The sequence below is a fragment of the Variovorax sp. GW821-FHT10B04 genome (genome assembly GCF_059415645.1).
Genome location: NZ_JBWKNQ010000006.1, coordinates 210,407 through 230,338 on the forward strand (window position 1 = coordinate 210,407; position 19,932 = coordinate 230,338).

Annotated in this window: 19 protein-coding genes; 10 read left to right on the forward strand and 9 right to left on the reverse strand. The window is 69.7% G+C overall.

Features of this window, described 5'->3' with window-relative positions; all coding sequences use genetic code 11:
- Positions 1 to 60: 60 nt before the first annotated feature.
- The 6 genes from AC07PZ_RS17195 to atpD are packed head-to-tail and all read right to left on the reverse strand — an operon-like array spanning position 61 to position 3,487.
- Entirely contained in the window at positions 61 to 306 is a 246-nt protein-coding gene (locus AC07PZ_RS17195) for a F0F1 ATP synthase subunit C (RefSeq protein ID WP_012494624.1), read from the reverse strand.
- Positions 303 to 1,016: a F0F1 ATP synthase subunit A gene (locus AC07PZ_RS17200; protein WP_495296330.1), complete on the reverse strand. Its 714-nt coding sequence runs from the start codon at positions 1,014 to 1,016 to the stop codon at positions 303 to 305. The genes AC07PZ_RS17195 and AC07PZ_RS17200 overlap by 4 nt, the downstream gene beginning before the upstream one ends.
- Complete coding sequence (locus tag AC07PZ_RS17205) at positions 1,013 to 1,345, reverse strand: N-ATPase subunit AtpR (RefSeq protein WP_495296331.1); 333 nt, start codon at positions 1,343 to 1,345, stop codon at positions 1,013 to 1,015. The genes AC07PZ_RS17200 and AC07PZ_RS17205 overlap by 4 nt, the downstream gene beginning before the upstream one ends.
- Positions 1,342 to 1,626, reverse strand: a complete 285-nt coding sequence (locus AC07PZ_RS17210) for an AtpZ/AtpI family protein (RefSeq protein WP_495296332.1) — start codon at positions 1,624 to 1,626, stop codon at positions 1,342 to 1,344. The genes AC07PZ_RS17205 and AC07PZ_RS17210 overlap by 4 nt, the downstream gene beginning before the upstream one ends.
- On the reverse strand, positions 1,623 to 2,045 hold the full coding sequence (locus tag AC07PZ_RS17215; RefSeq protein ID WP_495296333.1) for a F0F1 ATP synthase subunit epsilon: 423 nt from the start codon (positions 2,043 to 2,045) through the stop codon (positions 1,623 to 1,625). The genes AC07PZ_RS17210 and AC07PZ_RS17215 overlap by 4 nt, the downstream gene beginning before the upstream one ends.
- Complete coding sequence (gene atpD / locus AC07PZ_RS17220) at positions 2,042 to 3,487, reverse strand: F0F1 ATP synthase subunit beta (RefSeq protein ID WP_495296334.1); 1,446 nt, start codon at positions 3,485 to 3,487, stop codon at positions 2,042 to 2,044. Before atpD ends, AC07PZ_RS17215 begins: the two co-directional genes overlap by 4 nt.
- A 121-nt stretch (positions 3,488 to 3,608) precedes the next feature.
- Between atpD and AC07PZ_RS17225 the strand changes: the two genes are divergently transcribed.
- Complete coding sequence (locus AC07PZ_RS17225; protein ID WP_495296335.1) at positions 3,609 to 5,198, forward strand: oleate hydratase; 1,590 nt, start codon at positions 3,609 to 3,611, stop codon at positions 5,196 to 5,198.
- A 98-nt stretch (positions 5,199 to 5,296) separates the two neighbouring features.
- On the forward strand, positions 5,297 to 7,684 hold the full coding sequence (locus tag AC07PZ_RS17230) for a phosphoketolase family protein (RefSeq protein ID WP_495296336.1): 2,388 nt from the start codon (positions 5,297 to 5,299) through the stop codon (positions 7,682 to 7,684).
- A gap of 32 nt (positions 7,685 to 7,716) precedes the next feature.
- Here AC07PZ_RS17230 and AC07PZ_RS17235 read toward each other — a convergent pair whose 3' ends face one another.
- Positions 7,717 to 8,682: a LysR family transcriptional regulator gene (locus tag AC07PZ_RS17235; RefSeq protein ID WP_495296337.1), complete on the reverse strand. Its 966-nt coding sequence runs from the start codon at positions 8,680 to 8,682 to the stop codon at positions 7,717 to 7,719.
- Between the two features lie 87 nt (positions 8,683 to 8,769).
- On the opposite strand from AC07PZ_RS17235, the gene AC07PZ_RS17240 reads away from it, so the two are divergent.
- Positions 8,770 to 10,257 (forward strand): MFS transporter, encoded by a 1,488-nt coding sequence (locus tag AC07PZ_RS17240; protein ID WP_495296338.1) that lies wholly within the window; start codon positions 8,770 to 8,772, stop codon positions 10,255 to 10,257.
- Between the two features lie 46 nt (positions 10,258 to 10,303).
- Here the strand turns inward: AC07PZ_RS17240 and AC07PZ_RS17245 are convergent, their stop codons facing one another.
- Positions 10,304 to 11,248 (reverse strand): helix-turn-helix domain-containing protein, encoded by a 945-nt coding sequence (locus AC07PZ_RS17245; RefSeq protein ID WP_495296339.1) that lies wholly within the window; start codon positions 11,246 to 11,248, stop codon positions 10,304 to 10,306.
- A 129-nt stretch (positions 11,249 to 11,377) separates the two neighbouring features.
- Here AC07PZ_RS17245 and AC07PZ_RS17250 point away from each other — a divergent pair, with 129 nt between their 5' ends.
- Genes AC07PZ_RS17250 through AC07PZ_RS17265 form a run of 4 tightly spaced genes read left to right on the forward strand, consistent with a single transcriptional unit; the run spans position 11,378 to position 16,023 of the window.
- Entirely contained in the window at positions 11,378 to 12,370 is a 993-nt protein-coding gene (locus AC07PZ_RS17250; protein ID WP_495296340.1) for a Bug family tripartite tricarboxylate transporter substrate binding protein, read from the forward strand.
- A gap of 4 nt (positions 12,371 to 12,374) precedes the next feature.
- Complete coding sequence (locus AC07PZ_RS17255) at positions 12,375 to 14,126, forward strand: thiamine pyrophosphate-binding protein (protein WP_495296341.1); 1,752 nt, start codon at positions 12,375 to 12,377, stop codon at positions 14,124 to 14,126.
- A complete protein-coding gene (locus AC07PZ_RS17260) occupies positions 14,123 to 15,574 on the forward strand; it encodes an aldehyde dehydrogenase (RefSeq protein ID WP_495296342.1) in 1,452 nt (483 codons plus the stop codon). Before AC07PZ_RS17255 ends, AC07PZ_RS17260 begins: the two co-directional genes overlap by 4 nt.
- A 23-nt stretch (positions 15,575 to 15,597) precedes the next feature.
- Complete coding sequence (locus AC07PZ_RS17265) at positions 15,598 to 16,023, forward strand: GlcG/HbpS family heme-binding protein (protein WP_495296343.1); 426 nt, start codon at positions 15,598 to 15,600, stop codon at positions 16,021 to 16,023.
- Positions 16,024 to 16,034: 11 nt separating this feature from the next.
- Here AC07PZ_RS17265 and AC07PZ_RS17270 read toward each other — a convergent pair whose 3' ends face one another.
- Positions 16,035 to 16,937 (reverse strand): LysR family transcriptional regulator, encoded by a 903-nt coding sequence (locus tag AC07PZ_RS17270; RefSeq protein WP_495296344.1) that lies wholly within the window; start codon positions 16,935 to 16,937, stop codon positions 16,035 to 16,037.
- 85 nt (positions 16,938 to 17,022) lie between these two features.
- On the opposite strand from AC07PZ_RS17270, the gene AC07PZ_RS17275 reads away from it, so the two are divergent.
- From AC07PZ_RS17275 to AC07PZ_RS17285, 3 genes are read left to right on the forward strand one after another with little or no spacing between them, the layout of a single operon-like run.
- Entirely contained in the window at positions 17,023 to 18,117 is a 1,095-nt protein-coding gene (locus AC07PZ_RS17275) for an amidohydrolase family protein (protein WP_495296345.1), read from the forward strand.
- Positions 18,114 to 19,019, forward strand: coding sequence for a VOC family protein (locus tag AC07PZ_RS17280; protein WP_495296346.1), 906 nt, complete (start codon positions 18,114 to 18,116; stop codon positions 19,017 to 19,019). The genes AC07PZ_RS17275 and AC07PZ_RS17280 overlap by 4 nt, the downstream gene beginning before the upstream one ends.
- A 47-nt stretch (positions 19,020 to 19,066) precedes the next feature.
- Positions 19,067 to 19,930: a fumarylacetoacetate hydrolase family protein gene (locus AC07PZ_RS17285; RefSeq protein ID WP_495296347.1), complete on the forward strand. Its 864-nt coding sequence runs from the start codon at positions 19,067 to 19,069 to the stop codon at positions 19,928 to 19,930.
- The last annotated feature ends 2 nt before the right edge of the window (positions 19,931 to 19,932 follow it).

Here is a 19,932-nt window from a genome sequence, read left to right on the forward strand (position 1 = left end):
CGAAGGCACTGGCGCCCCCCTCGGGGGGCAGCGATACGCGAAGCGATGAGCGTGGGGGCTTCATTTCAGCAGCGGGTTCGCGAACAGCAGCAGCAGCGCGATCACCAGGCAATAGATCGCCATGGTCTCGATCATCGCGAGCCCGACGAACAGCGTGCGCGAGATGGTGTTCGCCGCCTCGGGCTGGCGCGCGATGGCGTCCATCGCGGCGGCCACGGCGCGGCCTTCCGCCAGGGCCGGGCCGATGGCCCCGAACGAGACCGCGAGCGCGGCCGAGACGATGCTGATGAATGCCAGCCAGTTCATGGAGGAGTCCTTGGGGTGGAAGGTGAAGGTGTGGAGGGGGGCGCTGCCGTGGCTTCGTCGCTGACGGCGCTGGCGATGAAGACCATCGCCAGCACCGCGAAGATGTAGGCCTGCACGGCGCCGGTCAGCAGGTCGAGCGCCATCAGCGGAATCGGCACCAGCAGGCCGGCCAGCGAGCCGACGATGCCGATCACGAACACGCCGCTCATCACGTTGCCGAACAGGCGCACCAGCAGCGAGAAGGCGCGCGTGAGGCTCTCGATGAAGTTCAGCGGAATCATCACCGGGCTCGGCGATGCGAAGGTCCGGAGGTAGCCGCGCAGTCCGACCGCCCGCACGCCGAACCCGATGATCGCGAGGAAGACCAGCAGGGCCAGCGCGGCATCGGTTTCGAGGTGCGCGGTCGGCGGTTCGACGCCCGGTACCAGCGACGACCAGTTGGCCAGGAAGATGTAGACGAACAGCGTGCCGATGAAGGCGCGGTAGGGCCCGGGCTCGACCCGCATCGTGTCGCGGATCTGGCTGTCGAGCACCTCGACGAGCATTTCGCAGGCGGCCTGCGTGGCCGAGGGCTGCAGTTTCAGCCGGCGCCGCAGCAGGACCGCGCCGGCGACCAGCACCGCCATGAGCACCCAGGTGACGACCACGCTGGCACCAATGGGCACCGGGCCGACGTGGAACAGCGCGACGCTGTCGAGCGGGGACTTCATGGGGTGCGCTCCGGCTCGCTCGTCGCGGTGTGTTCGTCGCGTACCTGGCGCATCACGAAGAAGCGTGCGATGAAGATGCCCAGCGCCGTCATCAGCAGCGGCATCGCGCCTTCGAAGCTCACGCCCACCAGCACGGCGGCCAGCAGCGCGAAGCGCCCGACCATCCATGCGATCGACGTGGCCACGTGCGACCCGCCGCCGAAGCGCCTTGCGTTCCACCAGAGCAATCGAAAGTACAGCGCGCCGAGCGCCATGCCGCCCGCCAGGTATGCGGCCAGCAGCAGGCCGATCGCCCATGCGGAGTCGGCGGGGAAGACGGGCAGCATCATGCGGATTTCATCCATTTCCAGCCCGACCAGCAGCCGATGCCGAGACCGGCCAGCAGCAGCGGCGCGGTGCAGAAGATGCCCGAGCCGAACCTGCCGTCGAGCCAGCGGCCGAGGAACAGTCCGAGCATCGCGGGCGTCACGATCATCCAGCCGAGCACGCCGATCTGCGCCAGCCGGCGCGCGACCGAAGGCTCGCCCTCGGCCACCGACGCGCGATGGCGTTCGCTGCGCAACCGGGTCTCGCGCAGCAGCGGGTCGTCCTCGTCGGGCTGCTGCGTCATTGGAAGTTCCCGGTGCCGACCGGCCCGTGCGGACGCAGGTGCCGCATCAGCTGGCGCACCGCATTCAGCTGCAGGCGGGCGCTTTCGACATGTTCGATGCGCTGGGCGTCGATGTCGGTACGAAAGCGCTGCAGCACGTCCTGGTCCAGTGTGGCGAGGTCGTCGCCGCAGACGGCTTCGCGCGTGGCGATGGCTATGGACTGGCCGCCCAGCACCGTGAGCACGCCACGGCGAACGGCGCAATAGCGTGGCTTGCCGTCGGCCGCCACCCAGCGCACCACCGACACGGCCAGGCTGGTGAGGAAGTCGGCATGGCCCGGCATCACACCGAAGCTCCCGCTGGCGTCTTCGGCGCGCAGCGAGCGCACCCGGTCGTCGTCGACCACGACGCTCAGCGGTGTCGTGATGCGCAGCCTCATGGTGTTGCCGCCGCAGCGGTCGCGCCGGCGCCGGCCGCCGTCGCACGGGCCGCGGCTTCCTTTTGCCGCGCCTCGTCCAGCGTGCCGACCATGTAGAGCGAGCTCTCGGCCCAGCCGTCGGCTTCGCCGTCCAGGATGCCGCGCACGCCGGCCAGCGTGTCGGCCAGGGCGACGCTGCGCCCCGGTGTGCCCGTGAAGGCCTCGGTCACGGTGAAGGGCTGGGTCAGAAAGCGCTGCAGCCGCCGTGCGCGCTGCACCGTCAGCCGGTCGTCGGCGCCCAGCTCCTCGACGCCGAGCAGCGAGATGATGTCCTGCAGGTCCTTGAAGCGGGCGAGCGCCTCGCGGGCCCGCTCCGCCAGCCGGTAGTGCGCCTCGCCGACAACCAGCGGATCGAGCAGCACCGACGACGACGCGAGCGGATCGATGGCCGGATAGAAGCCCTGCGCCGCCGCTTCGCGCGACAGCATCACGATGCTGTCCATGTGGCTCGAGAGGGTGGTCACCGCCGGATCGGTGAAGTCGTCGGCCGGCACGTAGACCGCCTGGATCGCGGTGACCGATGCGCCCGCGACCGAGGCGATGCGTTCCTGCAGCGCGGCGACCTCGGTGGCCAGCGTGGGCTGGTAGCCGACCCGCGACGGCAGGCGGCCGAGCAGGCTCGACACCTCGCTGCCGGCCTGCACGAAGCGGAACACGTTGTCCATCAGCAGCAGCACGTTCTGGTGCTTGCCGTCGCGGAAGTGCTCCGCGATGGTCAGCGCCGTGAGGGGTACGCGCCAGCGCGCACCCGGCGGCTCGTTCATCTGGCCGTAGACCAGCACCGTGCGCGGCAGCACGCCCGAGCCGCGCATGTCGTTGAGCAGTTCGTGGCCTTCGCGCGAGCGTTCGCCGACCCCGGCGAAGACCGAGATGCCCTGATACTTCTCGACCATGGCGTGGATGAGCTCCATCACCAGCACGGTCTTGCCGACCCCGGCGCCGCCGAACATCGCCGCCTTGCCGCCCTGCGCCAGCGGCGTCAGCAGGTCGATCACCTTGATGCCGGTTTCGAACACCTCGGTGCTCGACGTGCCCTGGTCCAGCGCCGGCGGCAGCCCATGGATGCCGCGGCGCGGCGTGTCGGCCGGCAATGCCGCGCCGCGGTCGCGCACGTTGCCGACCACGTCGAGCAGCCGGCCCAGCACCGCGTCGCCGACCGGGATCGCGATCGACTCGCCGGTGGCGCGCACCGCCGTGTGGCGGGCCAGCCCGGCCGTGGCCTGCAGCGCGATCGTGCGCACGGTGGTGGTGTCGAGATGGCCGTGCACCTCGAGCAGCAGCGCCTCGGGCCGGTCCCACAGCACCTCGATGGCGGTGTGGATCGGCGGCAGCGACGCGCCCTCGAAGCGCACGTCGACCACCGCGCCGCGCACGGCCACGACGCTGCCGGGGAGCGCTGTCACGAGAGGTGTCCTGGATGCATCGGTCGATCATCGGGCGGCCCGATGGCGCAGGCTTGATCTGCGTCAACCCACGGGCCGGGAGCGATGGCGCGGCGCCGATGCGGGGTCGCAGAATGGGCCGATGTCCAAACCCGACCTCAGCGCCGTCAAGGCCCATCTCATCGGCGGAGGCATTGCCTCGCTGGCCGCCGCCGCCATCCTCATCCGTGACGGCGACCTGCTCGGCCGCAACATCACCATCTACGAAGAGCTCGACCGATTGGGCGGCAGCCTCGACGGCGCGGGCGACGCGCGCAACGGCTACATGGTGCGCGGCGGCCGGATGATCGAGAGCAAGTACCTGTGCACCTACGACCTGTTCTCGTCGGTGCCGACGCTCGACGGCAAGCAGACGGTCACGCAGGAGATCTTCGAGTGGAACGAGATCATCAAGACCGGCTCGAAGTCGCGGCTGGTGCGCGCGGGCCACAAGATCGACGCGCCCGAATTCGGCCTGAGCGAGAAGCACATCCTCACCATCGAGAAGCTGGCGATCGAGCCCGAAGCGCTGTTCGGCGACAGCCGCATCTCGGATCACTTCGACGATGCCTTCTTCCGCACCAACTTCTGGTTCATGTGGTGCACGACCTTCGCGTTCCAGCCATGGCACAGCGCAGTCGAGCTCAAGCGCTACCTGCTGCGCTTCACCCACATGGTGGCCGGCTTCAACGAGCTGCGCGGGATCATGCGCACGGTCTACAACCAGTACGACTCGCTGGTGCTGCCGCTGCGCAAGTGGCTGGACGAGCGCGGCGTGGTCTTCGAACTCGGCACGCGCGTGACCGACGTGGTGTTCATGCCGCGGGGCGACAGGACCGCGGTCACGGCCATCGACGTGCAGAAGGCAGGGCAGGGCGCACGCATCGAGGTCGCCCCGCAGGACGTCGTGATCGCGACGCTCGGCTCGATGACCGAGGGCGCGTCGATCGGCGGCATGGACGCGGCGCCGACGCTCAACGACAAGCGCGAGGGCGGTGCCTGGACGCTGTGGGAGACGATCGCCGCCGGCCGCCCCGAACTCGGTCGGCCGCAGGCCTTCACCGAGCATGTCGACGAGTCGAAGTGGGTGTCCTTCACCACGACGCTGGGCGACCCGGCGCTGTTCACGCTGGTGCGCGACTTCACGGGCAACGTGCCGGGTGAAGGCGGGCTCATCACCTTCACCGATTCGAACTGGCTCATGTCGATCGTGCTGCCGCACCAGCCGCACTTCATCGGCCAGCCGGCGGACGTGCAGGTCTTCTGGGGCTACGGCCTTGCGATGGACAAGCCCGGCAACTTCGTGGCGAAGCCGATGGCCGAATGCACCGGCCGCGAGCTGATGACGGAGCTGCTCGGGCACCTGGGCGCGGGCGATCGCACCGACGTCATCCTGGCGCAATCGATCTGCCTGCCGTGCCTCATGCCCTTCATCACCAGCCAGTTCCTGCGCCGCACGCGAGGCGACCGGCCGGCGGTGCACCCGGAAGGCCACCTCAACTTCGCGGTCATCGGGCAGTTCTGCGAGCAGCCGGACGACGTGGTGTTCACGGTGGAGTATTCGATCCGCTCGGCGATGACGGCGGTCTATGGACTGCTCGGCATCGACCGGCAGCCGCCCGCGGTGTTCAAGGGCCAGTTCGACCCGCGCAATCTCTACAAGGCCTTCCGCGCGTTGCACGACATCGGCTGAGCGGGACGGCTGCGGAGGGCATCGTCCTTTTCCTTGATCCGCGTCAAGCGTCCGGCGGGGCCGGCTTCCACACTGGAAGCCTTCACTGGAGTCTGACCATGCCCGCTTCGATCGCCGCGCCCGCCCAGCCCGGAATCCCCGCCGAATTCACGCTGCTCGACGCCTGGTGGCGCGCGGCCAACTACCTGTCCGTCGGCCAGGTCTACCTGATGGACAACCCGCTGCTGCGGGAGCCGCTGGCGCTTGCGCACATCAAGCCGCGGCTGCTGGGGCACTGGGGAACCACGCCCGGCCTGAACTTCATCTATGCCCACATGAACCGCGTCATCAAGGCGCGCGGTGTCGATGCGATCTTCATCGCCGGCCCGGGCCATGGCGGCCCTGGCGTGGTGGCGAACACCTGGCTCGAGGGCACCTACAGCGAGGTCTATCCGAACGTGCCGCAGGATGCCGAAGGCATCCAGAAGCTGTTCAAGCAGTTCTCGTTTCCCGGCGGCATTCCGAGCCATGTGTCGCCCGAGACGCCGGGTTCGATCCATGAAGGCGGCGAACTCGGCTATTCGCTGCTGCATGCGCACGGTGCGGTGTTCGACAACCCCGACCTGGTCGCCTGCTGCGTGATCGGCGACGGCGAGGCCGAGACCGGTGCGCTGGCGGCGAGCTGGCATTCGAACAAGTTCCTGAACCCGGCGCGCGATGGCGCGGTGCTGCCGATCCTGCATCTCAACGGCTACAAGATCGCCGGGCCGACGGTGCTCGCGCGCATCGGCGACGAGCAGCTGACGCAACTGCTGCGCGGCAACGGCTACGAGCCGCATTTCGTCTCGGGCCATGAGCCCGGCGCGATGCATCAGGCGATGGCGGCGGCGCTCGACAGCGCCTTCGACGTGATCCATGCGATCCAGCTCGAAGCGCGGCTGGACGGCTTCGGCAAGCGGCACCGCTGGCCGATGATCGTGCTGCGCTCGCCCAAGGGCTGGACCGGCCCCGGCGTGGTCGATGGCGTGCAGGTCGAAGGCACCTTCCGCGCGCACCAGGTGCCGCTGACCGGCTTTGCCGACAACCCGGCGCACATCGCGCTGCTCGAATCGTGGATGCGCAGCTACCGGCCGGAGGAGCTCTTCGATGCGGACGGACGCCTGCGTGCCGACATCGCCGCACAGGCGCCGGAGCCCGCGCGCCGCATGAGCGCCAATCCGCATGCCAACGGCGGCCTGCTGCTGAAGGACCTGCGGTTGCCCGACTACCGCGACTATGCCGTCGCGGTCGCCGCACCGGGCAGAACGCTGGCCGAGGCGACCCGCGTGACGGGCTCGTTCCTGCGCGACGTGATGCGCCTGAACGAGCCGGCGCAGAACTTCCGCGTCTTCGGGCCGGACGAGACGGTGTCGAACCGGCTGGGCGCGTTGTTCGACGTGACCACCCGCACCTCCACCGCCGAGATCGAGCCGGGCGACGACCACGTGGGCGCCGATGGCCGGGTGATGGAAGTGCTCAGCGAGCATCTGTGCCAGGGCTGGCTCGAAGGCTACCTGCTGACCGGGCGGCACGGCTTCTTCTCGTGCTACGAGGCCTTCATCCACATCATCGACTCGATGTTCAACCAGCATGCGAAGTGGCTGAAGGTGACGCGCAAGCTGCCGTGGCGGCGCCCCATCGCGTCGTTGAACTACCTGCTGACCAGCCACGTCTGGCAGCAGGACCACAACGGCTTCAGCCACCAGGACCCGGGCTTCATCGACCATGTCGTCAACAAGAAGGCCGAGGTGGTGCGCGTGTACCTGCCGCCGGACGCGAACACGCTGCTGTCGGTGGTCGATCACTGCCTGCGCAGCCGGAACTACGTGAACGTCATCGTCTCTGGCAAGGCGCCCGAGGTGCAGTGGCTCGACATCGATGCCGCCGCGCGGCATTGCGAGAGCGGCCTGGGCATCTGGCGCTGGGCCGGCAACGACGAGGGCGTGAAGCCCGACGTGGTCATGGCCTGTGCCGGCGACGTGCCTACGCTCGAAACGATGGCCGCGGTCGACTTCCTGCGCCAGCATGTGCCCGAGATGAAGGTCCGCGTGGTCAACGTGGTCGACCTGATGGCGCTGCAGTCGCCCACCAGCCATCCGCACGGTGTCGAGGACGCGGTGTTCGACTCGATCTTCACGACCGACGTGCCGGTGATCTTCGCCTTCCATGGCTATCCGGCGCTGATCCACCGGCTGGCGTACAAGCGCGCCAACCACGGCAACTTCCATGTGCACGGCTACCGCGAAGAGGGCACGACCACCACGCCTTTCGACATGACGGTGCTGAACGAGCTCGACCGCTTCCACCTGGCGGCCGACGCGATCGACCGCGTGCCGCGGCTGCGCGATCGGCTCGGCCACGTGCAGCAGGACCTGCGCGACCGGCTGCTCGCGCACCGCGCCTACGTCGGTGTGCATGGCATCGACATGCCGGAGATCGCCGGCTGGAAATGGCCGGGGCCGGTTTGAAGGGCAGGCCGCCGCATCGAGGCTGAGCGATCTCAGACCACGCCCTTGCGCGCCCCCTTCGTCAGCGACACCACCGTGGGTGCGACCCAGTGCGGATCGTTGAGGAGGCGTTGAAAGGCTTCGCGCAGCCAGCGATGCGCCGGGTCGGCGCCGTGCCGCGGGTGCCACGCCATCCGCATGGGTTCTCTCTGGACGGCGAGCGGCAGGTCGAACACCGCCAGTCCCAGTGAAGGCGCCATGGCGCGCGCGGTGCGCTCGGGCGCGCAGGCGACCAGCTCGGTGCGCGAAGCGGCGATGAGCGCGGAGAAGGTGCTGGGCACGAGCAGCGCCACCTGCCGCTGCAGGCCCGACGCTGCCAGGGCGACGTCCACCGCCGAGACCTCGCCGGGGCGCGGCGTGACGTCCACGTGGCGCGCCGCGGCGAAGCGCTCCACCGCGGTCACCTTGGACGACGCGCTTTGCAGCAGCGCATGCCCGCTGTGCACGGCGCCGACGAGCGCCTGTTGCGACAGGACCAGGGCTTCGGTCTCGGGATCCACCGCGCGGAAGCTGCCCACGTCCAGGTCGATGCGGCCGTCGCGCAGCGCGCTGGGATCGTGATGGGTCTCGGGCAGGAACTGCAGGCTCGCGAGCGGCATGTCGGTCCCCAGCGCGAGCGACAGGCCGGCCCCGAAGACCACGGCGATGCCTTCGGGCGCGCGAACCACGAAGCGCCGCCGCACGGCGGCCAGGCCCTGCGCATCGGCCGGCGCGCGCAGCACCTGGGCCTGCGCCAGCAACTGGCGCACCGGCTCGACCAGCGCCAGCGCGCGCGGCGTGGGCACCAGCTTGCGGCCGGCCCGCACGAGGATCGGATCGCCGAAGGTCTCGCGGATGCGCGCCAGCGTGTGGCTCATGGCGGGCGTGCTCAGGTGCATGCGCTCGGCTGCCTGCGTCACGCTGCCGGTGGCAAGAAGGGCATCCAGCGCGGTCAACAGATTGAGATCGTATGTGTTCACGAAATGAAACTGTGGATTGAATAAATTGCACTGTACGGAATTCCCCGCTTTGCCGACACTGCGCCGCTCCAACAGAAATCCGACTCCATGAAGACACCACGCGACGCTGCGCACCGGATCCCGTTCGCCATGCTCATGCTGATCCTTGTGCTCGCCGCACTCGACCAGACCATCCTGTCGACCGCACTGCCCGTGATGGCGCGCGAACTGCCCGGCCACTGGCCGCTGGCATGGGTCTTCTCCGCCTACCTGATGGTGGCGACGGTGGTCATCGCCGTGTATGGCCGGCTGGCCGATCTGATGGGCCGCAAGCCGATGCTGCTGCTGGCGATCGGCCTCTTCCTCATGGGCTCGCTGGCCTGCGGTGCCAGCCAGGACCTGCGCCAGCTCGTTCTCGCCCGCGCGCTGCAGGGGGCGGGCGGCGGCGGGCTGATGACGCTGACCATGCTCAGCGTGGCGGACTGGTTTCCGCCCGAGCAGCGCGGCCGCTATCAGGGACTGCTCGGCGCCGCCTATGGCCTGGCGACGATGTTCGGTCCGCTGGTCGGAGGCACGCTGGTGGAGCACCTGTCATGGCGCTGGGCGTTCGGGATGAACGTGCCGCTGGCATTGCTGGCCTGGGGCGTGCTGGCGTTCGCGTGGCCGGTGCGGAGCGTTCCGGCGCCGGCCACGGAGGCGGCACGCGCGCCCGGCTCGCGCGCGTCCATCGACTGGCTGGGCGCGGGGCTGCTGGCCGGTGCGCTGGTCTGCCTGTTGATGGCCACGCAGCACGAGAAGCTCAACCTGCCCGCCGCCGTCTCGCTGCAATGGCTGCTGGTGTCGGGCGCCGTGCTGACGGCCGCTTTCCTGTGGCGCCAGCATCGGGCCGCCAGCCCCTTGCTCCCGCTGTCGCTCTTCGCGCGCCCGGCCTACGCGGCCGTCAGCGTCATCGCGCTGGTCACGGGGATGGCGTTGTATGCCGTCGTGGTCTTCGTGCCGCAGTACCTGCAGCTGGGCCTGCATCTTTCTCCCACCGGCTCCGCGTGGCACCTGTTGCCCCTGATGGCGGGCGTCACGATCGCGGCGATCGCCAGCGGCAAGCTGCTGCGCGCACAGCGGCCGGCCGCCATGCTGGCGCGGACGGCCTGCGTGCTGATGTTGTCGTCGTTCGGCCTGCTGATCGCGGCCCTGCACTGGCTGCCCGACGTGCCGTTGACGCTGTCGGCCAGCCTGCTTCCGCTGGGGCTCGGCCTGGGCCTGCTGTTCCCCGTGATCACCGTGATCGCGCAGCGCGTTTCTCCGGCGAAGCACATGGGCATCGCCACGGCGGTGACGGTCATGTTGCGAAGCCTGGGCGGGGCCGCCGGCGTCGCTGTGCTGGCGTCGATGCTGACGCAGCGGATGGCGCAAGAGATGCCTCTGGCGGCGCTGGCGCATGCAGCGCCGGACCGTCTTGCCGTCGCGCTGGCGCACAGCCTGCAACCCATGTTCGGTTGCGTTGTCGTCGCCGTGCTGCTGGCCCTCGTGGCCTCGCGGTGGATGCCGCAACGGCAGGGCGTGGCGGCGCTTGCCGAACCGGTGCTGCGCAAGGCATGACGGGTGCCGACGCACGGCGCGCCACCGGGCTTTCGCCCATTTGGTGCTAACGGCCTGCCGCTGGTGTCGAAGCCTTCGTCTTCGACAAGGGTGCGGCCACGAGCCCCATCGCCAGGGCCTCGCGATAGGCCGACGGCGCGGTGCCGGTCGTGGCCTTGAAGAAGCGGCTGAAGTAGCCCACATCGGCGAAGCCGAGCTGCGCGGCGACATCCGCCACGGTCGCCTCGGTATGCACCAGCATGCGCTTGGCTTCCAGCGCGACGCGCTGGTGAAGCAGGTCGAGCGCACTGCTGCGTGTCGCACTGCGGCACACACGGCTCAGGTGATCGGCCGTGACGCCGAGCGCGCCCGCATAGAAGGCCAAGGGCTGGTGCTCGGTGAAGTGCCGTTCGACCAGGCTGCGAAAGCGCTGCACCAGCGTGTCGCGCAGCGCCTGGCGGCGGGCATTGCCATGCGGCGCCTGCGCATGCCGCAGAAACCACAGCGCGAGCAGCACGACGTGGGCCTGCAGCGCGTCGACGCGGCCTTCGCGCCGGGCTGCGAATTCGTCACCCAGCATGGCGAAGCGCTGCGTGCATTCGTCGGCCGCCTCGCCGAGGGCTGCGGTGTCGATCAGGATGTTCTGGGACAGCCGCCGTGCGACGTCGGGTGAGTGCGTCGACAGCGACGCGAGCGCCTCGCTCGGCACCGTGACCTGGCAGCCGACGCTGTCGGTGTCGTACACGAAGCCATGCACCACGCCCGGCGCGATCATCACGGCGGCCGGCGCCTTCAGCACGTGGCGCTCGCCGTCGAGCGTGCCCACCATCGCGCCTTCCGTGAGCAGCTGGAACTGGTGCAGGTCCTGGTGGCGGTGTGCCGGAATCGTCCACTGGTGCAGCGTGGCGCGCACATGGATGGCCTCGTAGTGCAGGCTGTCGTCGGGCCGGTAGTGGCGCACCTCGCTGAAAGGGACGACGAGCAATGGCGCGGAGCGGGCGGCGGTGGACATGGTGGATCGCTGACCTGGCTGGATCTCGAAGGAGGCCGGAAATCTACATGCGGTGGGGCCATTCGTCCATGGCCGCTTTCCCGTGCCTTGCCTAAGCTCCAGCCATTCAAAAAAGACAGGAGACAAGACATGTGGAATCGGCGTGAACTGCTGCGGCGCAGCATGGGCCTCTCGGCGCTCGCACCTCTCGGCTGGCCCAGCCTCGGCCGGGCGCAGACCCTCAACGGCAACGCGTCCATCGTCTCGGGCTTCCCGGCGGGTGGCATGGGCGACAACGTGGCGCGACCCGTGGCCGAACGGCTGCGCGGCCACTACGCGACCAGCCTGATGGTCGACACGCGCACCGGCGCCGGTGGCCGCATCGCGGTCGAATACGCCAGGCGCGCGGCACCGGACGGGCTCACCATCCTGCAGATACCGAGCTCGCCGATGGTGCTGTACCCGCACACCTACAAGAAGCTCAACTACGACCCGCTGGCCGACTTCGCACCGGTGTGCTCGACCGTCACCTATGCGTTCTCGTTCACCGCCGGCCCCGGCCTGCCTGCCGAGATCAGGACGGTCGCCGACTACGTCAAGTGGGCCCGGGCCAACCCCAAGCTCGCCACCTACGGCGTGCCCGCCGCCGGCTCGGCGCTGCACTTCGCCGGCATGCTGCTGCAGAAGGCGGCCGGCATCGAGATGACCAGCGTGCCCTACCGCGGTGGCGCACCGCTGCTCAACGACGTGGTCGGTGGCCAGGTGCCGGTGAGCTTCAACGTGGTCGGCGAGGTCATGCCCTATGTGCGCAGCGGCAAGCTGCGCTCGCTGGCCGTCACCAGCGCCACGCGCTCCCCCTTCCTGCCCGACGTGCCGACGCTCGTGGAGCAGGGCTACAAGGACATCGCGGTGGAGGAATGGCTCGGCTGGTTCCTGCCCGCGAAGACGCCCGCGAACATCGTCGATGCGCTCAACCGCCAGGTGCGCGAAGCCCTCGCCGCGCCCGACTACATCGCCCAGCTCGCGACCTACGGACTGCAACCGGTGCACCAGTCGCCGGAGGAGTTCGCACGCCGCGTCAAGGCCGACTACGACCGATGGGCGCCGATCGTGCGCGCCACCGGCTTCACTGCGGAGGACTGATACCGTGATTCGATTGACAGGCGCGCAGGCGCTGGTGCGTGTGCTGGCGGCCGAGGGCGTGCCCTTCGCCTTCGGCATCGTCGGCGGCAAGCTCGCGCCCTTGATGCATGCGCTGTCGCAGCAGGACGCGGTGCGCTTCGTCGGCGTGCGCCACGAGGCGACCGGCCCGATGATGGCCGCCGCCGTGCATGCCGGCTCCGGCCGCATGGCCGTGGCGTTCGGTGAGATGGGGCCGGGCGGGCTCAACCTCGCGTCGGGCATGGGCGTGGCGCTGAACAACAGCCTGCCGCTGCTGGCCATCACCACCAACCAGCACCGCGCGGCCGCGTATCCGCACAGCGGCATGTTCATGGACCTCGACACGCGTGCCGTGTTCGCGCCGTTGACCAAGTGGAATGCGGTGGTGCACGACCCGCGCCGCATGCCCGAGCTGGCGCGGCGTGCGTTCCGCGAGGCGCTGTCCGGACGGCCGGGCCCGGTGCATCTCGACGTGCCGCAGGACGTGCTGTCCGCGGCGACCGACTACGCAGACGACGAGTTCGACCTGCCGCCGTCGCGCTACCGTGCGACGGCCGGCCCGCGTCCGGCGGCGTCGCTGGTCGGGCAGGCCGTGGCGCTGCTGCGCCATGCGCGCCGGCCATTGATCGTGGCCGGCGGCGGCGTGGTCGCCAGCGGCGCCGCCGACGCGGTACGGCACATCGCGCAACGCCTGAATGCGCCGGTCGTGCCGACGCAGATGGCGCTGGGCGTGATCGCCAGCGACAGTCCGCACTTCATCGGCCACGGCGGCCTGATCGCGGGTGACGCGGTGCGTGCCGCGTTCGACGGCGCCGACGTGGTGCTCAGCATCGGCTGCCGCTACTCGTCGTGGATGTGGGACGACCGCGGCCCGTTCGCGCGGCGCCATCACCGCACCATCAGCATCAACATCGATCCGTCCGCGCTCGGCCATCCGGCGCTGCACGAGGTCGCGATGCAGGCCGATGCCGGACTGGCGCTGCAGGACCTGCTGGCGGCGCTGGGGGACGCTGCCTTCGACGGCGTCGAGCCCGGCTGGCTCGGCGGCGTGCGCCAAGTGCGGGCACGCTACGAAGACAGGCTGGCGACGATGGCCGCCGACCCGGATCCGGTCATGCATCCGGCCGCGCTCGCCACCGCCATCGCCGCCGCGATGCCGTCGGATGCGCTGGCCGTGTTCGACGGCGGCCACACCACGTTCTGGAGCAACGACCTCACACCGGTCGATGACGTGCGCACGCGCTTCCACGAGCCGGGCATGAGCCACCTCGGCTTCGGCCTGCCCTATGCGATCGCCTTGCAGTTGCAGCAGCCGGGCCGCCCGGTCGTCAACATCACCGGCGACGGCTCCTTCGGCTTCACGCTCAACGAGCTCGACACCGCACGCCGCGCGGGGGCACCGGTGCTCACCGTCATCCACAACAACGCGGCGTGGGGCATCATCCGTTCCGGCCAGAAGGCGCAGTTGGGCTTCGAATTCGGTACCAGCTTGGAAGGCACCGACTACGCGGCCATCGCGCGTGGCTTCGGCTGTTTCGGTGAACGCGTCGAACATGCGGACGACGTGGCGCCGGCGATGGCCCGCGCCCTGGCTTCGGGCCTGCCGGCCGTGCTCGACTGCCGCACGCGCTTCGTGCCGCATCCGGCCGGGCCGTCGTTCGGCGCCATGAACCGCTTCGGCTTCGACGCACTCACACGCCCTCCGGCACCACCTCCTTCGAAAGAGAAACAACCATGAACGACATCCAGATGCTGATCGGCGGCCAGGCCGCCCTGGCGAGCGACGGCCAGACCTTCGAGCGGCGCAATCCGCTCGATGGCGCCGTCGCCACACGGGCGCCCGCCGCGACGCCGGCCGACGCCGTGCGCGCGGTCGAGGCCGCCGCCGCTGCCTTCCCGGCCTGGTCCGCGATCGGCCCGACCGAGCGGCGTGTGCTGCTGCAGAAGGCCGCCGTGGCGCTCGAGGCCAAGACCGCGCGCTTTATCGAACTGATGGCCGCCGAGACCGGCGCCGCCGCGCCCTGGGCCGGCTTCAACGCGCACCTGGCCGCGTCGATGCTGCAGGAGGCCGCCAGCCTCACGACGCAGATCGGCGGCGAGGTCATCCCGTCCGACGTGCCCGGCAGCCTGGCGATGGGCCTGCGCGTGCCGGCCGGCGTGGTGCTCGGCATCGCGCCGTGGAATGCGCCGGTGATCCTCGCGGTGCGCGCCATCGCGACGCCGCTGGCCTGCGGCAACACGGTGGTGCTCAAGGGCTCCGAGCTGTGCCCGGCGACGCACGGCCTGATCATCGAGGCGCTGCAGGAAGCCGGCCTGCCCGTCGGCGTCGTCAACTTCGTGACCAACGCGCCGGCCGATGCCGCGGCGGTGGTCGAGGCGATGGTGGCGCATCCGGCGGTGCGCCGTGTCAACTTCACCGGCTCGACCGGCGTGGGGCGCAAGGTCGCGCTGACCTGCGCGAAGTATCTGAAGCCCGTCGTGCTGGAGCTCGGCGGCAAGGCCCCGTTCGTGGTGCTGGACGATGCCGATGTCGATGCGGCCGTCGACGCCGCGATCTTCGGCGCCTTCGCCAATTCGGGCCAGATCTGCATGTCGACCGAGCGCTTCGTGGTCGACGAGGCCGTGGCCGACCGCTTCGTCGACAAGCTCGTCACGCGCGCGGTCGCGCTGCCCAGCGGCGACCCGCGCAACGGCCCGACCGTGCTCGGCTCGGTGGTCGACCAGGCGACCGTGGCGCGCTGCAATGCGTTGATCGACGACGCGCTGGCCAAGGGCGCGCGCCTGCTGTGCGGCGGCAAGTCCGACAGCACGCTGATGCCCGCCACTGTGCTCGACCACGTGACGCGCGAGATGGCGATCTACCACGAGGAGAGCTTCGGTCCGGTCAAGCCGGTCGTGCGCGTGAAGGGTGTCGAGGCAGCCATCGCATGTGCCAACGACAACCCCTTCGGCCTCTCGGCGGCGGTGTTCGGCGGCGACATCGGCCGCACGCTGCAGGTGGCGAAGCGCATCGAGTCGGGCATCTGCCACGTCAACGGCCCGACCGTGCACGACGAGGCGCAGATGCCCTTCGGCGGCGTGAAGGACTCGGGCTACGGCCGCTTCGGCGGGCGTGCAGGCATCGAGGCCTTCACCGAGCTTCGCTGGATCACCGTGCAGACGGCGCCGCGGCACTATCCTTTCTGACTCCAACTTCCTTCATCCACACCATGACCGCACTCACGCTCGAACTCGCGCAACAGATCATCACCGGGGCGCTCGCCCAGTCCAGGCAATCGGGCTACCAGCCGATGGGCGTCGTGGTGCTCGATGAATCCGGCAACCTCAAGGCCTTCGCGCGCGAAGATGGCGCGAGCATGTTCCGCTTCGAGGTGGCGCAGGCCAAGGCCTGGGGTGCGGTCGGCATGGGCGTGTCGAGCCGCGTGCTGCTCGAGCGCGCCAAGGGCAATCCGAGCTTCTACGTGTCGCTGGCTTCGACGGCCAATGGCCGCCTCCTGCCGCAGACGGGCGCAGTGCTGATCAAGGATGCGGCCGGCCGCACGATCGGTGCCGTCGGCGCGAGCGGTGGCACCGGGGACGAGGACGAGGCGATCTGCATCGCGGGCGTGACGGCGGCGGGGCTCGTCGCCGGTTGAGCGCTTGATCGCTAGGCGCTGAACAGCCGATGCACCAGGCTGCGCAGCCACACGTTGGCCGCGTCCTGGTGAAAGCGCCGGTGCCAGAACTGGTGGACCTCGACCACCGGTGACTTGAAGGGCGGCTCCACGATCCGGATGTCGCCATGCCGCACGCAGATGTTCGCGAGGTCGCGCGGCACCGTCGCGACCAGGTCGGAACTCTCGATGATGGGCAGCAGGCTCATGAAGTGCGACAGCACCACCACCACGCGCCGCTCGAGCCGGCGCTGCTGCAATGCCTGTTCCAGCAGGTGCTCGCGCCCGTCGGGGCTGACCACCGCGTGCGAGGCTGCGAGGTAGGTCTTCAGCGTCAGCTTCTCGCCGATCTCGGGATGCGCGCTGCGCACGATGCACACATAGTCGTTGCGAAACAGCTTCTGCAGGAAGAAGCCCGCCTTCTGCAGGTCGGGCAGGTAGCCGATCGCCAGTTCGGCCGCGCCGGATGCGAGCGCCTCCGCCGCGGCGTGGCGCGACATCGACACCGTGCGCAGCGCGCATTGCGGTGCCTCGCGCGCGAACTCGGCCAGGATGCGCGGCAGGAAGTGAACCTCCGCGATGTCCGGCGTGACGATCGCGAACTCCTTGGTCGAACTCGCCGGATCGAAGGCCGATGCCGGAAGGATCTCGGCCTTGATCGCCTCGACCACGCGCAGCACCGGCTCGGTCAGCTGCATGGCCCGCGGCGTGGGCTGCATGCCGGCGGCGGTCTTCACGAACAGCGCGTCGTCGAACAGCAGCCGCAGCCGCGCAACCGCGGCGCTCATCGCCGGCTGGCTCAACCCGATCGACTCGGCCGCGCGCGTGACGCTGCGGTGCTGGGCCATCGCGGCAAAGGCCACGAGCAGGTTCAGGTCGACCTCGGTGATATCCATGGCGTGGATTTTATGTATATGCCCGATCCACTTCATCAATGGAGCGGCGATGCCTAGACTGCGCCCATTCGGAGACAAGACAAGCATGGACGCACGATCCAACAAGGCCGCGGACAGCGGTATGCAGCGCCTGCGCTGCGCCTGCGGCATCGACATGCATGCGCATGTGGTGCCGGAGAATTTCCCCACGTACCTCGGTAGCCGCACGCCCGCGGACTGGCCGTCGATGGCGGCTGCGCCCGCGGCCGGCGGCCTGTGCCACCGGCAGGTGGTGATCGCCGGCAAGAACTACCGCACCGTGTCCGAGAAGTGCTGGAGCGTGACGCGCCGGCTGGCCGACCTGCCGGAGATGGGCCTGGCCCACCAGGCAATCTCGCCGATGCCGGAGCTGCTGTCCTACTGGATGGATGCGGCGGATGCGGGCCAGCTCCTGCGCTTTCTCAACGAGGAGATCGCGCGCATGGCGGCCGAGTCGCAGGGCGTGCTGATCGGCCTGGGCGCGGTGCCGCTGCAGGACATCGACGCGGCCATCGTCGAGCTGCGCTACGTCGTCGAGACGCTGGGCTTTGCCGGCGTCGAGATCGGCAGCAACGTCAACGGCACGCCGATCGGCGACCCGCGCTTCGATCCGTTCTTCGAGGCGTGCGAAGCGCTCGATGCGGCGGTGTTCGTGCATGCGCTGAAGCCCACCGGCATGGACCGGCTGGTCGGCCCCGCGCCGTTGCAGCAGGTGCTGGCCTATCCGACCGACGTCGGCTTGGCCGCGGCATCGGTGATCACCGGCAACCTGCTGTTGCGCCGGCCGAAGCTGCGCATCGCGTTCAGCCATGGCGGCGGCACGCTGGCGTCGCTGTTGCCGAGGCTGCAGCGGGGCTGGTCGGTGTTCCCGGCGCTGCGCGAGCAGGTAGGGGCCGCACCCGTCGACCAAGCGCGCCGGCTGTTCTTCGACACGCTGGTGTTCGACCCCGCCACGCTGGCGCATCTGGTCGACCAGTTCGGCGCTTCGCAGCTGATGCTGGGCACCGACTACCCCTTCAACTTCCACGAGTCGGCCCCGCTGGCCGCGCTCGATGCGGCCAGCCTCGGCGCCGACGCGATGGCTCGACTCACCGAAGGCAACGCGCGTCGCTTCCTCGCGCGCGCATTCGCCTTCGCAGCCCCACACAAGGACAACCCATGAGCTCACCCTGGATCGGTGGCCTGCGCAGCGTGGCACTCGACGTGCCCGACCTCGCGCGCGCCGAAGACTTCTACACGCGCGTCTGGCACCTGGACGTGGCTGCGCGCACGGCCGACGCGATCTACCTGCGCGGCACCGGCGCCGACCACCACCTGCTCGCGCTGCACCGCGGCGGGCCGGCGACCGCGATCCGCCACGCGACGCTGCGCGCGCGCCATGCCGAGGCGCTGGAAGCGATCGAACGCGCCACCGTCGCGGCGGGCGGCCGCGTCGAGACCGCGCTGGCACCGATCGACGAGCCCGGCGGCGGCATCGGCCTGACCGTGCGCGACCCCGATGGCCGATTGCTGCAAGTGGTCTTCGGCGATGCACTGCACGCCGATGCACGCGAGGCGAAGGACCGGCCCTCGCGCCTCGCGCACGTGGTGCTCAACAGCCACGACGTCGAGGCCACGCAGCGCTTCTTCGAGCAGGCGCTGGGCTTCACGCTGGCGGACCGCACGCGGATCATGGCCTTCCTCAACTGCGCGAGCGACCACCACAGCGTAGCGCTGGGCGACACCGACAACGACGCGCTCAACCACATCGCCTTCGTCATGCCCGACCTCGAATCAGTGATGCGCGGTGGCGGCCGGATGCGCGATGCGGGCCACATGATCGAGTGGGGGCCGGGCCGCCATGGCCCCGGCAACAACGCCTTCAACTACTTCGTCGGCCCGTTCGGCGAAGTCATCGAATACACGGCCGACGTCGAGCAGATCGACGACAGCTACGCCGTCGGCGGCCCGGACGACTGGAAGTGGCCGGCCGGCCGCGTCGACCAGTGGGGCATCTCGCAGCCGCCGTCCGCACGCCTGAAGGAAGCGCAGCGCCAGGTCTTCTTCGTGAAGACGCCGGACTGAACCTGCCCGTCTCCGCGTCCGTTTCTTTTCCTCACCCCGAAGCTCCCATGAAATTCACCACCTTCCACAAAGACGATCAGACGCGCCTCGGCCTGGTCGACGGCGACAGCGTCATCGACCTGAACGCGGCACTGCCCGAGGTTCCGTCCAGCCTGCGCGGCGCGCTGGCCGCAGGCGTCGACCTGGCGGCGGCGGCCACGCGCGCGCTGGCGTCCGGTGCGCCGCGCCTGCCGCTGGCCGGCCTGCGCCTCGCGCCGCTGGTGCCCGAGCCCGGCAAGATCATCTGCCTCGGCCTGAACTACTTCGACCATGCGAAGGAGGGCGGCCGCGAGAAGCCCGAATACCCGTGGTTCTTCTTCCGCGGCGCGAGTTCGTTGATCGCGCATGGCGACGCGGGCATCGCACCCAGGGTGTCGGTCAAGTTCGACTACGAGGCCGAGCTCGCGCTGGTGATCGGCCGCCGCGTGCCGCGCCACGTGACGCAGGCCGACGCCCCGTCCTATGTGTTCGGCTACACCTGCTTCAACGACATGTCGGTGCGCGACTACCAGAAGCGCACGCCGCAGTGGACCATCGGCAAGAACTTCGACGGCACCGGTGGCTTCGGCCCGGTGCTGGTGACGGCCGACACACTGCCGCCGGCTGCGGCCGGCCTGAGGATCCAGGGCCGCCTGAACGGCGAAGTCATGCAGAACGCCAACACGACCGACATGATCTGGGGCGTGGCCGAGACGATCGCGCTGCTCAGCGAGGTGCTGACGCTGGAGCCCGGCGACGTGATCGTGATGGGCACGCCAGCGGGCGTCGGCCAGGCACGCACGCCGCCGGTCTGGATGAAGGCGGGCGACACCTTCGAGGTCGAGATCGAAGGCATCGGCACCCTGGTCAATCCGATCCGCGCCGAGGGCTGAGG